This is a genomic window from Rhizobium sp. BK176 (assembly GCF_024808055.1).
On sequence record NZ_JANUBV010000001.1, the window covers coordinates 597,445 to 611,464 of the forward strand.

Genomic DNA, 14,020 nt, shown 5'->3' on the forward strand with positions numbered 1-14,020 from the left:
TGGCCTCCCCTGCGGGAGGCCATCGACGTTTGAGATACAGGCAGTCCGCCGATGTCTCCTCGCGTTCACAGTGAGGAAGAGGTGGTCCGCTGGTTGTCATACGCGCATCAATGGGCGACTTATGGAGAACGACCACACGCAGGCCCCGCCATGAAACTCCGCATCGAATACCCCCGTCCCAGCATCGGCGTTCCTCCTGGAAAGCGGAATCCGCATCTGGTCTACCGCCGCGACCAGATCGAGATCGAGGTTCCCGACCTGCCCCACGACGCCGAGCATCTCGTTGACTACGAGAGCCGCGGTGACAAGTTCTCTGTCTTCAGGGCAGGCGGCCTCTACTACACCAACCGCATGCGCGGGCGGCTACAGATCGATGACCATGAAAGACTGGCCTCGGCGATCGAGGCGCAGATCGGGATCGCCGTTTGCGGATTTGCGGAAGCCTCAATGCGGGGATACCAAGTCCTGCCGCCCGCACAGGGGCCGGAATGGAGCAAGGTCGCACAGCATCTCGCCAATCTTCCGTCGCGATCGGAATTCGCGCTTCGCGATGAGGGTGGTCTCTATGCCGATCGGTCGATCGACGCCGCAATCGATGTCATTCTCGCCGGCTTCGGCAATGCCTACGTGTCCGTCGGCGGCGAAGTCTATGAGCGATGCGAAGAACCGCGCATCGAGCTGATGCACACTGGCTCCACACGATGGTGTCTGCATGTCAGCACCGAACCTTACCCGGATTTCGGCCACCCGCCTGGCATTCCGTTCTACCTCGAAAACAAGTGCGCTATTGCTTACTTCGGCATTGACCGCGAGGAGGAGGCAAGGAATTTTGCCGCCGCCAACTACGTCCGGAACGACAGCCCGATCGACGCGACATTTGGCGGTCTGGTCTACTACGGTTCCGTCCCCATGCGAGGACTGGAAGGAGATAGCCTTGCGGCAGCTGTCGTCCGCATTGAGTCCAACGCGAGGAAAGAACTTCTCGGGCAACCGGGAGCGCCCAATTTCGGTGACTATGTGCTTGACGAGTTACCGGTCCAGACCCTCGTCGCCTATCGCGAATTGAGGGGCGTGGCCCAAAGCATCGCAGCTGGGAAATCCGTTGAACCGGACGACATCGCCAATGCCCTTGAGGCGGTCATCCGATCTCCCGAAGGAGGCGGTCTCAATCCAGGTGGTCTGCCGCTCGAGGCCATGGTCGGTCGGTGGCACGATCGCCCCGTCTCTGTTCCCGTGACCGAGCCGCCTCATCTCAAGCGGTGATCCTCTACGCCCGATATGCGGCCGACTGTGCTTTCTTCTGCTGGGCTGCCGCGTTGAACTGCACTATGCCGTCGCGCGCGAACTCCGCGAAGCGCGCCATACCAAGCAGCCGGTTCTTGTTGGAATCGATCAGCGCCAGGATACTTCCGTGGACGCCATCGGCCATCGATGAGACATCCGGCATCGCTGCGCAGGCAAATTTCAGTCGCGATGCCAGGCTTTGGAAGTCGTCCAAATCGGCCTCGTCCGGGAGGGCGGCTATGGTGTCGATCAAGGTGCCGATCTCCTTGCGGATCGCGCGCCCATCGCCCCGAAGGAAGTCGACGAACTCGCCAAGAGTGATCGGTTGCCTACCGTGGTTGTTGGTCGCGAAAAATCGCTCATCGACCTTTTCCCCGAAATCACGTGCGACTTCTTCGAGCTGAGTCCTGTAACCGGACATCGAGACCTCCTGCTTCGCAGCGAACTCCGGAACGACCGAGGCCCAGACGTTCTCCACGAGCGCTTGGGATACAGCCGCCTCCGATTGCAGTTGACTTGGAGAGAGATGAGGGAACGCCGCGCGATAGGCTTCGGCGTCGTCCATATCGAACTTGAAGTGGTCCAAAGAGAAACGACGCAACATTTCGACGGCCGCATAGGGCGCGATCCTGCCGTCAGAGGCCTCTTGCCAGAGATCGAGCAACTCCGAGGCGTTGGTCCTGATGGTGTCAATATCGAACATGCCGTACTCCCGATTGGCAGTTTCGTACGAATGTTGGGTCCGGCATTGAAATCGACAAGGCAGTGATCGCTCGCAGGGGAGACCGCCGATCACTTCTCGACTTGGCAGAAACTTAGTGTGACAAGAACGCGGGAAATTAGTGTGGTGGCCCGTTCTCGTCGCGCTCACGCGCCGACTGTCGTCAGCCTCAGCCGACCAGGACCCGTTCCGTCCCGGCCTTGCACTTCAGAAGCTTCGCCTTTGCCATCGCCGCCTCGTGGCGTGCGGCAAGTAGTTCTTCCCTCTGGCCGACTATGTTGCAGCCAGCGGCGTCGTTTCTGGCCTGATCTGCTACGATCTTGCGCCATTCCGAGGGGAGCTTGAAGCAGAGCGCCACCGCCACACCAATCGTCGCGGCCGCAGAGACCGCGAGAGGCACCGACAAGTCGTCCGATCTGCCGATGGCCTCGAACGCGGGCCGAAGCTGCTTCCACATGAGGACGTCCATCGCGATCGTCGTGAAGGCCACCAAGACCGAGTTCAGCAATTTCTCTGTTGCGTCTGTCTTGCGCTTGAATGCCTTCACGAGTGTCCGCACGACGTATCCTTTTTCGAATGGGGTCGTGAGATTGTGCGGATGCCGGAGAAATTCCGTCAAGCCGACTTTGATTTCGGAATATTGCTGGACGTCGTGCGCCTATGCCGCCAGTGAAGCGTACTGCCTGCGTAAATCCGAGCGCAGGTTCAGCATGCCACGGCGATCTGACGGCGTGCCAGGCGCGATGACTCTGGCCGTTTTGCCGTATCTGAAGAGAGTGATGCGAAGATGGTTGTTGTTCGTGGTCTCGATTTCGAAATCATTGGTCATCGTCTCGACCATGGCCTTGAGTTCTCGAATAAGCTTCTTGGTGGACATTGTTTCGCTGCCGTTGATTGGACGAGCGAGTGTTTCTCAGGAATTCGTGACCAAATGGATAACATCGGCCGCCGGCTTTTCATGGTTCCGAGGCGGCCGCATTACAGCGTTAACGATAGGTTTCGGCTGATCACACGTCGGCTTCACCGGATTTCGGTTGCCCACTTCGGAAATCGCATCGCATCGTCGACGATCTGCTTTTGAGCATCCCTCAACGGCTTCAGGTCTATGTCCGGATGTTCCTTTTTTAGCTTCCAGTACACTTCGTCGACCCGATGGAACGCCTCGCCGCCCTGCTCTGCACGCTTCATGACGTAGGATGCGTCGAGCAGCAAGGGTGCCCACCCAAGCGTGTTTACGATGACTATGGACGCTGCTGCCAAGCCGATAATTTCCGGCGTTTTCTCTCGTCCGTTACGGCGTCCGTACGCAAGGATGAATTCACTGATGTAGAAGGCCGCAACCGTTCCTAAAAAAGCGATCGCAGCCATACCTGGAAGCGATCCAGCTTTGTACGTTGGGTCTGGCACGACCATGGAGAAACCGATGATCATGGACAAGCACAATGCGGCTAGCGCTGCGACATGAAGGCATGCCTGGACAGGCGATGCCTTCCTAGACGCGCTGTTGGCCCAAGCCACCATCCCGACAAACGACACCATGAAGGATAGCAACAGGACAAGATTGAGTGACATTTGGCGGGTTGCCATGGCCGCAAGTCCTGCGGTAACGCCAGCGCCGAGGAATGCCAGTGTTCCTGTCGGGGTAAACTCGTACGTGATCTTCTTTATGACGTCATCGACGGCAATCTGCATCTTGGTCATCGGCTTGCCTGTCGCGTGACTCGCGGGTGGTCCTGCTCGTGTGGAGCCGTCTCGGCAGCTCGTCTGTTGATCTCAGCCTTGACGTAATCGTTCAGACCGCGCTCGTACCAGTTCTGCTCGCGAAATTTGCGCCGCAGGCGGTCCACGTTCGATCCGGCCTCCTCGTCGAGAACTGCTTTGGCCGCCTCTTCTACGGAAGTGAACCGACGGGTGATGATCCCGTCTGACATTTCCTTCAGGTAGTGGCTGTCGTCGTAACCCCGCAATGGGCTGGCCTTGTCTGTCATGTCGTCCTCCGATGTCTTGACTTGCTCAAGCTCACCGTCAGGCAAATTTTAAGACAAGGATTTCATTGTTGTCCAACATGGACACACGTGTCGTCCGCTCTGGACAAGATGAAGGCCCAACCAATCTTGGTAATTCCCGACGTCACGTCGCGATATCTTGACGGCTCTCATCTCCCGCGCCTACCCTTCTCGTAGGTCGCCGACGCACCGTGGCAGCTTCCGCCAGCAATGGCATGCTGAACGTCGGCTTATCGATAAACTCGTTATCCTGTTCCTTTCCGGATTTCGGGTGATGGAAGCAACCTGACGACTGCCGGAAACCGGAGAACAGTATGACCGACATCCTTGTCACCAAGGCAGCCGTGCGAAAACTCGCGGCATCCCTATCCAAGACGGACAGCTCCTCGCTCAGGCACACAGAGCGCCTCGACCTTATCGCCGAAGCCTTCGGATGGAAGACGGACGCATTCATGCATGCGTTGAAAGGCAACGTCAAAGCGCGATTAAAACCCGGCAATCTTCCTACCGCTCTAAGATTCGGCCCCACCCTCGACCAGCTCGGCATTCGTCTGCTTGACACTTGGAAGCGTGCGATATCTTCTTCGTCTGGTCTGTGCCTAGCCTGCGGCGCGACAGGTTCCGGCAGGAACACGACTGCGGAGGCTTCGGCACGATACCTGGAGACAATAGGTCGGAGAGTTTACACGCAGGATGACCTTCCCTCCGCCGCGAGCGGTAACGGCGATGTGGTACTTCTTCGATACCTGAGTGACCGCGAAATCACCGAACAGGCCTTGGATTTTGCCGAGAAAGGCTTCCTTGTATTGGCCGTATCTCCGCTCGAGAGCGTCGAGAGAGTAGCGGAGGTGATGTCCCACTGGGGATTACCCCACACGAAACTTGGTGTCCTCCGCGGTGCGATTTCTCAGCACCTCGTGCGTTGCGTTTGTCGTCAATGTAAAACCAAAGGATGTGAGAGCTGCTCCAACAGAGGCTATAACGGGCGAACGCTGGCATCGCACGTGGTTCGATTCCATGACCTCGAAGACGTCCAAGACTACCTTCATGCCAATGACGGTGTCTGGCACGGACTCGCGTGGGACGTCGTAGAAAAATTGTCCACGCGCACAATCGATAGGAAGGAGGTCGAGCGGGTTTTTGGAGACCGAATGCTTCGGATGGTCGATACCCGGTACCGTTTTCTCGATGTCGCGACTGATGGGGAGGGCGATCCTCACGCCTGATGGGCGAGTCCCCCGCAGCTACTCCCCTGTGGCGCGAACACACCTTGCGCGCCTCTCATTGGCCACAATTGATTCGTTGGCCAGCCATGGACCTCTCGACGCCCAGACCTATCTGACTCGTGGTGGCTGCAAAGGAGTACCGCCATGGCAGGGCCTCGCGCCAACTGGAAAGGGTTCATTCGTTTCGGCGAGGTGTCGACCCCGGTCGCCCTTTACAGTGCTTCGACGGCGGCGGAACGCATCGCGTTCCACATCCTCAACAAGAAGACGGGAAATCGCGTCAATCGTGAGTATTTCGACAGCGAGACCGAGAAGCCCGTGGATAAGGATGACCAGATCAAGGGCTACGAAATCGAGAACGGCAGGTTTCTCAAGATCGAGCCAGACGAAATCGCGGCCGTAGTTCCGGAAAGCGACAAGACGATCACCATATTGAAGTTCATCCCGCTAGACGATGTCGACACGATCTATCTCGACAAGCCCTACTATCTCACGCCGGACAAACTGGGTTCGGACGGATATGCGCTGCTACGAGACGGCATGCGTCGTGCGGGCGTGGCGGCGATTGGACGAACGGTGATCTTCCGCCGCCAGCGCTCGATGCTGATCGTACCTGATGGAGACGGACTGATCGCGACGACGCTGAACTTCGACTACCAGGTTCGCTCGGCAGCGGAGGCATTCTCCGATATTCCGGCGATGGATATCCAAGGAGAGATGCTCGATCTCGCCAAGCATATCATCAAGACCAAGGTCGGCGAGTTCCACCCAGAGGAATTCTCCGATCGTTACGAGGCGGCGCTCGCCGATCTGGTAAAGGCCAAGATGGAAGGTAGGGCGATCCCGCAGCGGCCGGAGCCAGCTGTTTCCAAGCCTGACGACCTCCTCGTGGCGCTGAGGAAGAGTGCCGAGATGCTCCGAGATGGCGCGCAACCACGCCGCAAGCTAACGCCATCGACAGCCTCACGGTCAAGCGAGGTCAAGCCGAAGGCCACGTCACGACGCAAGACAGGATAGAGGACACCGCATGGCTCCCGCTCCCTATTGGAAAGGCTACCTCAAGCTCAGCCTCGTCACCTGCCCGGTTCAGATGCTCCCGGCGACGACCGAGAACGAGAAGGTCAAATTTCGGACCCTCAACCGCCAGACTGGCAACCCGGTCGTCAGCCAATACGTGGACTCCGTAACCCGGAAGCAGGTCAGCTCCGAGAACGAGATCAAAGGCTACGAGATCGCCGACGGCGAGTACGTAATGCTGACCGACAGCGAGCTGTCGAACGTCGCGCTGGAAAGCACACGGACTATCGACATCGAGATGTTCGTGCCGCGCGCCTCCATACCGTGGATTTGGCTCGAAACACCTTACTACCTCTCCCTTGAGAACCCTGTCGGGCTGGACGCCTTCTCTGTCATCAGAGACGCTATGTCGTCGGAGGATATGGTCGGCATCTCGAGGCTGGTCATCTCGCGACGCGAACGGGCTGTAATGATCGAACCAAACGGCAAAGGTATCGTCCTGTGGACCCTCCGATACGGCGACGAGATTCGGGACAAAGCCGAGTATTTCGCTGGTATCGAGGCCGATGAGGTAGATAGCGAGGCAGCTTCCGTCATCGACCAATTCATCAAGAAGGAAACCGGCCACTGGTCTGCCTCCATGGTCACCGACCCGGTCCAGAACCAGCTACTTAAGATGATTGAGCTGAAGAAGAAGCTTCAGGCACCGCCGAAGATCAAGACGAGGCCGGCAGACAAGGTCGCCCCGCGCCCGAAGGTGGTCAATATCATGGAAGCTCTACGCAATTCCATGGCAGCTGAAGCGAAGAAGCCTTCGCCGCCGAGCAAGCCCCGCTCCGGGCAGACACACTGACGTCCATTGACGCCGATGGATACTGCGGTCAGCATTGGTGTGTCGCCATGCGTAACGATCACTGGCCATGCGTCTTGCCGGACGCGCCATATCCCGCATGTCCTCCTGCCCCGCATTGACGGCAATCGGTTCTGGGCAGCGCAAGGGTGAGGAGTTAACGGCCGCCGAGTGCGGCCGTTTTCTTTGGTCGGGCTCCGAAGGCCGGCAGACATCCCTGTCCCGACGTCGCCTCTTTCTAGCGTGCCTTCAAACCGTCGTCGGTCAAAAGCTCGCCATGAACTTGCCGCTCGGATCGCGCCGGAAGCTTGCCGATCGCGCGGCCTCTGTCGCTGCAGCGCCTTGTTTTAGGCAGCGCTTGATAACGTTGATTTTTCAGCTACTCTCGATCCGCAACCGGAGTGGCGTGTATGAGTGATGACGAAACGCTTGGCCCCGTGATGGACGAAATCGAACTCCTTTTCGCCCGGTCCAATCACCAGCGAGTGGTCGAACGTGGACTGACCGTGGTGTTCCTGCATCCGTGCGAGCGACCTCCCCGATTCCATGCCCTGATGATGGCGAGCGCAAAGAGTTCTCCCTCAGCCGCCTGTACGGTCGCAGCACTGGCCGTGGCCGGCGCGCTCGGCCCTCAGAAACGGGCCGACATTCAGGAGCTTTTCAAGCTTGCGGCGCAGGGCGACGATCGAACGAAATCCTACATCTCCGCCCTCCGCTCGTTGCCGAGAGAGCCTGAGAGTCCGCAAGCCGCCTCCGAACTGGCGACTTCTTTCTTCCTTGGCCTGGACGATCCGGATGCGATTGTCGCCAAGCATTTCTCGGCCACCTCTCCGCATATCGTCAAGCCGACCGATGCCGGCCGCGTCGACAAGGTGAGGGACGCCATTCGACGCAGGTACTCTCTGACCCTTCCCGTAGCCAACCAAGCCACCGCCGGACTTTATGGCTTCGAGCGCTACGAGGACGTCTTGGATGCGGTAGAGAAGCCATATGACCAGTTCGAGAGGGTCGAACCCGAGGACGAGTTCTGCTCGCCCGACATTCTTGAGGAGCGCTTTCTGTGTCAGGCCAAAGCCCTCGCCCGCCACGTCAAAGCTGACCTCAATTCCGCCCTCGACGTCATCGCGCAGGTTCGGCCGACATCAAGGGACTGGAAACCTGTAGTCTCCAGACCAAAGCCCCTCGCAAAGAAAGCCGGACCGCCAAGATCGAAGACGGTTCCCAGCGAGAGTGTCACCGCCTGACTGAAAACACTGCCGCCGCACTCCCCGCAGTGGATCAAAGTGGAATCACTCCTATTGAACCGCTCATATCAAGTCGCTATGTTCCGCCGGACGTTGATTAGGAATTTAGCGATGAGCGACAAAAGCGAATACCCGAGCAACAAGGCTGATCAGTACGTTGTTCGGTTTCCTACTGGGATGCGCGATAAGCTTAAAGTCGATGCCGCTGCCAACGGGAGGAGCCTCAATTCTGAGATTCTGGTCCGGCTCGAGCGGTCCCTTAACAACGGCGGACTTTCTGGTGGCAATACGACCGTTGAACTCCGTAGTAAAACCAAGGTCGGTGACGATGCTGCTGCAACCAAGATCGACATTGATCGGATGGACATCCTCTTCGCTCTGGTTTCGGACATCAACGCCTCCCGCGCTGTGAAGCTGGCCGCCCCGCGTCTGATGTATTTTGCCGTCATCGGGTACAACGAACTCCTTTCGTTGGTCAGCGATCCCAACGACGACGAGGAGGTCAAGGCGTTTCTACCGGCAGTCCGCTACAAGATCGAACGAGCTATTGATAGCGTCACGTGATCCTTCTCGAGTTCCCCCGACCGATAACGGCCATCGGCACTCACCCACCTGTCTTTGTCGCGACACGAGGCCTCAGCGCCGTCTTGCGTTCGAAAACCCTGCCGCTACCATACTCTTTGAATAGGGGAGTTCTTGATGATCGAAGGCTGGAAATATCCGCGTTGGGAAGACGCTGGTGACGGGATGTGGCTCCTCAAGCAGGACCTGATGCTCGTCGGAGAGGCATACGAGCGAGACGGCGGCGTCTTCAAATGGCACTGCAAGCTGTCCGACACCAGAGATACCAACGCCACGACGATCGAGCAGGCGAAGGCGGAGTGCCTCGCGTCGTTCTGGAAAGAGCAATGGCGCAAGCTGGCGGAGGCCCCTGCCCCGGCACTCAAGATGCCGTTCGACGAAATCGCGCCGCGGACGACCGATCTGGAGCAGATGTGCCGCGATCACTTCAACGAACCCGTCCTACTTGGGACCGAGGTCGGCCGACTCGTCGGCTACGCCGAAGACGAACGCGACTGCTACCTGATCATCCACTACCCGAACTCCGCCAAGAGGAAGGTCGTTTGGCACACCTGTGTCGGCGGCTATCACTGGCTCGACCGTCTCCGCGGACAACACCTCGTCAACGCCTACAACGGGGAACGATGGGACGATTATTCTCGCATCGACAGCGTCCTTGAACTGAACGGCGCACCGAAGGTAGAGGACTTCATCCTTGAGCGGCGCGTGGCCACGGGTCGCAACGCGTCATAAGTGTTCTTGCAAACATTGCTGCCTAGCCAGCTTGTTGCCGTCCGCCTCTGCCGTGAGATGGCCTGTGACGCCCTCGTCCCGAACGAGTTGGCGACGGTTCCGAGCGAAGTCCAAAGGTTCAGTCTGGCCGCCTTGTCCTCGCGGGTGACAGGCATCTCGTAATGGCTCGCCCTCTGGCCATTCAAGGTTTCCGGCACCGGCAAACCGTCGGCTCTGGATGGACTGTTGCCATGCAGATCATACTCCAAGTGGGGGATGTCCAAGTGGGCCCTTAAGCGCACTATCCCTATGGAGAGCGTTCTTCAAAGGGGGCAAAATTGAAAGCTGCGTGGTTCGGAATCGGTCTCGCCCTTGTTTGGTCATCCTCAGCTTTGGCAGTCGACTGCAACGACGTCGAGGTTCGAAGAGAAGGCCCCCCGCCCGATTGCAGCATGCCTTTCCGCCCAATGCCAAGCGGCGGCGGGAACAATTTAGGGGGCGGAACGGATTGGGGAGAGGTCGCCGATACCATGGGGTCGATCATCGGCACCATATCCGAGATGGCCGAAGAGCAAGAACAGGAGGAGGCTACGCGCCAGCCGACGGAACTCACTACCGAGGAGAAGCTCAAAGAAATCGAGGCGCTCAAGGCCAAGTTTCGACGGGAAGCGGAGAACGAAGCCGAGCGCGAGGTCCCCAATCAAAATTGGTGGTCTGATGAGGACACTCGAGAGGTCGAGCGCGAGTTGACGAAGGACGTGGTCGATCACGTCGCGAAGGTCCAGCTTGGAAGCTTCATAAAGGAAGCCTTCGGTGACGGGCAGCAGCAGACAGCAAACCTCAGCGACACGGCCGCCGATGTCATGCTTAACCTCAAGACCCGCGTCAACGGTGCCATCGACCGTGTGCGGGACGTCAAGGTAGGTCTTAAGCGAGATTTTAACAGCTGGCTGGATCAACTCAAGAACGACATCGACAAAGTGGACTGACGCGATGAGAAAACACCTCACCATATGCGCGGCGATTATGACCATTGCCTCTTGTGCGACTACGAGCGGCAGCGGCGACCAAGTCATCACCGGGTCGATACAGGATTACCGGAGCTGCACGGTGAAGACCATGTCGCAGACGCTGGGTAGCAAGCAACGGGTCAACATCAAAGAAACCGTCGACCGCCGCTGTTCCAGCCACATGAACCGGTTCGGGACTGAGCTCGCCCAAGCCGGCGTCAGTCAAGCCAAGATCAGGACGTACCAAAGTCAGTTGCGCACGACCACCCTGCAATACTCGACCGCGGCCATTGCGGCGATCATATATCAGAAGGACCACAAGACCTAACCATCCAGCGCTGACCGGTAACCCTGTTATCGGCCGTAGTCCGATTTGACTAAAAGACAACTAAAACTCGAAGTGATAGTTTCCACGCGTCCGTGATCGATGAAATCTCTAGGAGGCTTTCATGCGTGATACGTCATTTTTCGCTGCGTTGTGCAAGTTTGTTCCCGAGCATCGCTCCGCGCTGTTGCTCGCGGCCGCGCTCGTTTCCACTGCGTGCTTCACGTCCGCCACAGCTGCCTCAGACCCGTCACGCTGGAGAATTGAGAAGGAGTCCCCATGGCGTGCCGCTCACCATCAAAAAGAGGCTGCTACGCAACTGCTCTTCGTGCAGAACGATGATCCGGGTGATGGATATGGACCTTATCCTCCTGGTTGCCGCAATAAGAGGTCGTTCGATGCGTGCGCGGTGCAAGGCAAAGGTTGTTCCAGCCAGAGCCGAACTCAATGCGCACCCATCTGCAGCGGGCTTTGCGATGATCCGTGACCGCTCCAAGCTTTCCCAGATCAATTGGGTTCCGATAGCCCCGGTCTTCGCGTCGCTCGCTCTGGTAGTCGTCACTTCCGGCTGCGCAACAACCGGCGGCGGATGGACCGACGCCGACACCGCAGCTTTCATCGGCGGGTTTTCTGGATATCCGGCATATTCGACTCCGGCACCGGTGTATCGACCGCCGCCACAGCGGCGATACGTACCGCCGCCCCGACAAACAGCGCCGGTATACCGACCCCCGCCTCAGCAAACATACCCATCGGGCGGAAGCAGCGACGACTGCGACTGGGAGAACGGAGCATGTTCCGCGCAGTGATGAAGCGACACCGCTGGCCGATAATGACTGTTATCGGCCAGACTACGGCTTTATCTGTGCCGTGTATGTATTCTCAGGCGTATGAACGTGCATCGAGACAAAGAGGCGTAACTCATCAACCGCAATCTCGAGCTGACGTCTATCGGGTGCACTGCGTTCGCTGGCTCTTCGACGATCTATTGCATCGTCAAGGGTGGCATCAGAAAACATCTCTATGACCCTGGTCCCGAGGTCCTCGGTCGATAGTCGGTTCAAAGAGTCCCGAAGCTCTCTCATCTCTGGACTGTAGCCGAAGACGTTGTCCAATAATCGTAGGATGTTTTCGCGAACGAAATCATAAACCTCGGTGTCGTCGTGAACGGTGAATGTAAAACGAGGCAGTTTAAACGAGGTATGGCGTACCGCCGCAAGCTCATTGGCAAAGATTTCTGCATCTGCCTGTCTGGTCAGAGGAAACCAAACGGCAGCGAATGGATACTCTTGCGGTGAAACCTTCGCGGTTACGGTGGCGGTCTTCGTGGCATAGTCCTGTTGGACGATGATCTTGGGCTCATTGACGACCGCGAGCGCTCGATCTCTAGTCATAGCGAACAATCTCCCAATCTCAGATACTGCGGCTAAAACAGCGTCCCGTTCGGTGCGTAGTGATATTTCACCAACTGCTCGGCAGGCTTCTTCGAAATTCGCGTATAGATCGCCTCGAGAAGTCCCGCCGAATGTCCCATCAAAAGAAACGTCCGCAAACACACCTTTCTGATCGTCCCCTCCAGAAAGGTTTTTTACTTCGGCGTGTGGCACATATCCGCCCCAATGCGAGAGAACGTTTATGGGGTGGAGATTAAATCGGTCTTCGCTCTTGTCCCGCCACGACAGCATCGCTACGAACTGCTTCAGCTCATCTGATTGATGAATTCTTGTCCTTATAAAACCTGAGAGAGGGTGAGCAACCATGGGTACGTAGTGCCTTTTTCCAATCCGGTAAAAGGCAGTTTCCTTCGCTGTCGGCAAATTTACTGTGTAGACCGGCTCGGAATTGACGGAGGGTATGGATATTGCCGCCCGCTCCACCCACTCCACCCGTTTTTGTTGCTGCGAGTACCCCCTCATTGCGAATAGGATCGGGACACGGTACGCATCGCCTTCGAATGTCGACACTTGATCGCTTCTATAGGTCCACAGGCTGGCCGTCGTGGGGCGTTCTCGGCGTGTCGCCACCACTCCAACCAAATCGACGACTGGCTTCTCATCTGATGAAGGTTTGAACTCAACCTGCTCTCCGGAAATGACCCTTTCGGCAAATGCTTGCGCCTCATTTCTGGATAATCCTGACCGGAGAGAGTGGAAATCTCCTTCGGCATCGATTGCCCCCACGTCGTAGAACGACTTCGAACGCGTCCCATCGACCACGTCGGTGTCGCTCGGTTTCGTTTCTACAATCGCTGTGCCATTTTTCATGAACACGGTTTTCAAGAGCAGATCAGACGGATCAATCTGTTCTGTTGACGCCGAACGGTCGCGTATGAACCTGTACCCCGCTTCGATGGCTGGCGTTGGAATCGAGGACCCGTCTATTGATACGGCCGTGACTGTAGCCTTGCCGAACAAGCCGGCGTTCTCAATCAATGCCTCAAAACGCGAGAGAGCTTGGTAATACAGGACGATGTCAGGGTTACGGGGATCGATAAGTGATTTGTCATTTAGCTGAGCTTCGACCACGTAACTGGTGCCGTCCCCTTTTGTGAACGTAGCCTCTTCGAAGGTTATCGTGCCTTCACCAGCCTTGATTATAGGCCCCCCTACAGCTGCACATATGCTTGTCGCTGATGGGGTGATCCGTTGTGCGACGAGATCGGCGGCGTCCTTTCGGAGGTCGCTGCTAATGAAACGGATTGATGCAACTGGCATGAGGCTCTCCGACACAGTATTTCATCCAGAAAACATGAGACGCAGAATGGTTCAAGGGCCGGAATCACCGCGCGATTGCCGAGACCGGAGCAGGCTCCCCGCAGTAATGGAGTGGCGACCGATAATGCTCGTTATCAGCTATTGCGACAGACAGGCGCAACATCGGCAACGAAGATCGGCAAAATACCTTTAAAAAGTCTCTTAACCTACTGATAATCATCTGGTATTCAGCAACAGTAGATCGGCAAAAAATGCGCCATGACGGGCTTGGCGATGTATCTGCGTTCTCCTACTCCAATTGGAGGAAGCAAGAGAGCTACGCTCGTGCAA

16 protein-coding genes are annotated in these 14,020 nt (G+C 57.4%); 9 read left to right on the forward strand and 7 right to left on the reverse strand.

All coding sequences use genetic code 11. The features are described 5' to 3' along the window. Positions 1 to 150: 150 nt before the first annotated feature. A complete protein-coding gene (locus tag FHT76_RS03445) occupies positions 151 to 1,263 on the forward strand; it encodes a hypothetical protein (protein WP_259184311.1) in 1,113 nt (370 codons plus the stop codon). Between the two features lie 4 nt (positions 1,264 to 1,267). On the opposite strand, the gene FHT76_RS03450 is transcribed toward FHT76_RS03445, so the two are convergent. The 5 genes from FHT76_RS03450 to FHT76_RS03470 form a co-directional block, all read right to left on the reverse strand. Further along, a complete protein-coding gene (locus FHT76_RS03450; RefSeq protein WP_259184312.1) occupies positions 1,268 to 1,987 on the reverse strand; it encodes a hypothetical protein in 720 nt (239 codons plus the stop codon). A 187-nt stretch (positions 1,988 to 2,174) separates the two neighbouring features. Next, on the reverse strand, positions 2,175 to 2,564 hold the full coding sequence (locus FHT76_RS03455; RefSeq protein WP_259184313.1) for a hypothetical protein: 390 nt from the start codon (positions 2,562 to 2,564) through the stop codon (positions 2,175 to 2,177). A 99-nt stretch (positions 2,565 to 2,663) separates the two neighbouring features. Further along, positions 2,664 to 2,882 (reverse strand): hypothetical protein, encoded by a 219-nt coding sequence (locus FHT76_RS03460; protein ID WP_259184314.1) that lies wholly within the window; start codon positions 2,880 to 2,882, stop codon positions 2,664 to 2,666. Positions 2,883 to 3,025: 143 nt separating this feature from the next. Further along, positions 3,026 to 3,706, reverse strand: coding sequence for a hypothetical protein (locus FHT76_RS03465; RefSeq protein WP_259184315.1), 681 nt, complete (start codon positions 3,704 to 3,706; stop codon positions 3,026 to 3,028). Next, positions 3,703 to 3,993 (reverse strand): hypothetical protein, encoded by a 291-nt coding sequence (locus FHT76_RS03470; RefSeq protein WP_259184316.1) that lies wholly within the window; start codon positions 3,991 to 3,993, stop codon positions 3,703 to 3,705. The genes FHT76_RS03465 and FHT76_RS03470 overlap by 4 nt, the downstream gene beginning before the upstream one ends. 332 nt (positions 3,994 to 4,325) lie before the next feature. On the opposite strand from FHT76_RS03470, the gene FHT76_RS03475 reads away from it, so the two are divergent. From FHT76_RS03475 to FHT76_RS03510, 8 genes are all read left to right on the forward strand, one after another. After that, positions 4,326 to 5,237 carry a hypothetical protein gene (locus tag FHT76_RS03475; RefSeq protein WP_259184317.1) on the forward strand — a complete coding sequence of 304 codons (912 nt, stop codon included), beginning with the start codon at positions 4,326 to 4,328 and terminating at the stop codon, positions 5,235 to 5,237. A gap of 144 nt (positions 5,238 to 5,381) precedes the next feature. Further along, on the forward strand, positions 5,382 to 6,254 hold the full coding sequence (locus FHT76_RS03480) for a Ku protein (RefSeq protein WP_259184318.1): 873 nt from the start codon (positions 5,382 to 5,384) through the stop codon (positions 6,252 to 6,254). 10 nt (positions 6,255 to 6,264) lie between these two features. Then, positions 6,265 to 7,107 carry a Ku protein gene (locus FHT76_RS03485; RefSeq protein ID WP_259184319.1) on the forward strand — a complete coding sequence of 281 codons (843 nt, stop codon included), beginning with the start codon at positions 6,265 to 6,267 and terminating at the stop codon, positions 7,105 to 7,107. A gap of 407 nt (positions 7,108 to 7,514) precedes the next feature. After that, on the forward strand, positions 7,515 to 8,348 hold the full coding sequence (locus FHT76_RS03490; RefSeq protein ID WP_259184320.1) for a hypothetical protein: 834 nt from the start codon (positions 7,515 to 7,517) through the stop codon (positions 8,346 to 8,348). A 111-nt stretch (positions 8,349 to 8,459) separates the two neighbouring features. Then, complete coding sequence (locus FHT76_RS03495) at positions 8,460 to 8,912, forward strand: Arc family DNA-binding protein (RefSeq protein WP_259184321.1); 453 nt, start codon at positions 8,460 to 8,462, stop codon at positions 8,910 to 8,912. A 135-nt stretch (positions 8,913 to 9,047) separates the two neighbouring features. Further along, on the forward strand, positions 9,048 to 9,662 hold the full coding sequence (locus FHT76_RS03500; protein ID WP_259184322.1) for a hypothetical protein: 615 nt from the start codon (positions 9,048 to 9,050) through the stop codon (positions 9,660 to 9,662). A gap of 431 nt (positions 9,663 to 10,093) precedes the next feature. Further along, positions 10,094 to 10,630 (forward strand): hypothetical protein, encoded by a 537-nt coding sequence (locus FHT76_RS03505; RefSeq protein ID WP_259184324.1) that lies wholly within the window; start codon positions 10,094 to 10,096, stop codon positions 10,628 to 10,630. Positions 10,631 to 10,634: 4 nt separating this feature from the next. Then, positions 10,635 to 10,979 carry a hypothetical protein gene (locus tag FHT76_RS03510; RefSeq protein WP_259184325.1) on the forward strand — a complete coding sequence of 115 codons (345 nt, stop codon included), beginning with the start codon at positions 10,635 to 10,637 and terminating at the stop codon, positions 10,977 to 10,979. A gap of 247 nt (positions 10,980 to 11,226) precedes the next feature. On the opposite strand, the gene FHT76_RS03515 is transcribed toward FHT76_RS03510, so the two are convergent. After that, complete coding sequence (locus FHT76_RS03515) at positions 11,227 to 11,595, reverse strand: hypothetical protein (protein ID WP_259184326.1); 369 nt, start codon at positions 11,593 to 11,595, stop codon at positions 11,227 to 11,229. Between the two features lie 232 nt (positions 11,596 to 11,827). Next, positions 11,828 to 13,690 (reverse strand): hypothetical protein, encoded by a 1,863-nt coding sequence (locus tag FHT76_RS03520; RefSeq protein ID WP_259184327.1) that lies wholly within the window; start codon positions 13,688 to 13,690, stop codon positions 11,828 to 11,830. Positions 13,691 to 14,020 lie beyond the last annotated feature (330 nt).

Bases quoted from the DNA above. Each gene is read 5' to 3' on its own strand.
- FHT76_RS03445 (WP_259184311.1), top strand. From the start codon at position 151: ATGAAACTCCGCATCGAATACCCCCGTCCCAGCATCGGCGTTCCTCCT.
- FHT76_RS03450 (WP_259184312.1), bottom strand. From the start codon at position 1,987: ATGTTCGATATTGACACCATCAGGACCAACGCCTCGGAGTTGCTCGAT.
- FHT76_RS03460 (WP_259184314.1), bottom strand. From the start codon at position 2,882: ATGTCCACCAAGAAGCTTATTCGAGAACTCAAGGCCATGGTCGAGACG.
- FHT76_RS03465 (WP_259184315.1), bottom strand. From the start codon at position 3,706: ATGACCAAGATGCAGATTGCCGTCGATGACGTCATAAAGAAGATCACG.
- FHT76_RS03470 (WP_259184316.1), bottom strand. From the start codon at position 3,993: ATGACAGACAAGGCCAGCCCATTGCGGGGTTACGACGACAGCCACTAC.
- FHT76_RS03475 (WP_259184317.1), top strand. From the start codon at position 4,326: ATGACCGACATCCTTGTCACCAAGGCAGCCGTGCGAAAACTCGCGGCA.
- FHT76_RS03480 (WP_259184318.1), top strand. From the start codon at position 5,382: ATGGCAGGGCCTCGCGCCAACTGGAAAGGGTTCATTCGTTTCGGCGAG.
- FHT76_RS03485 (WP_259184319.1), top strand. From the start codon at position 6,265: ATGGCTCCCGCTCCCTATTGGAAAGGCTACCTCAAGCTCAGCCTCGTC.
- FHT76_RS03490 (WP_259184320.1), top strand. From the start codon at position 7,515: ATGAGTGATGACGAAACGCTTGGCCCCGTGATGGACGAAATCGAACTC.
- FHT76_RS03495 (WP_259184321.1), top strand. From the start codon at position 8,460: ATGAGCGACAAAAGCGAATACCCGAGCAACAAGGCTGATCAGTACGTT.
- FHT76_RS03500 (WP_259184322.1), top strand. From the start codon at position 9,048: ATGATCGAAGGCTGGAAATATCCGCGTTGGGAAGACGCTGGTGACGGG.
- FHT76_RS03505 (WP_259184324.1), top strand. From the start codon at position 10,094: ATGCCTTTCCGCCCAATGCCAAGCGGCGGCGGGAACAATTTAGGGGGC.
- FHT76_RS03510 (WP_259184325.1), top strand. From the start codon at position 10,635: ATGAGAAAACACCTCACCATATGCGCGGCGATTATGACCATTGCCTCT.
- FHT76_RS03515 (WP_259184326.1), bottom strand. From the start codon at position 11,595: ATGAAAGCTGCGGTGTCGGCGTCGGTCCATCCGCCGCCGGTTGTTGCG.
- FHT76_RS03520 (WP_259184327.1), bottom strand. From the start codon at position 13,690: ATGCCAGTTGCATCAATCCGTTTCATTAGCAGCGACCTCCGAAAGGAC.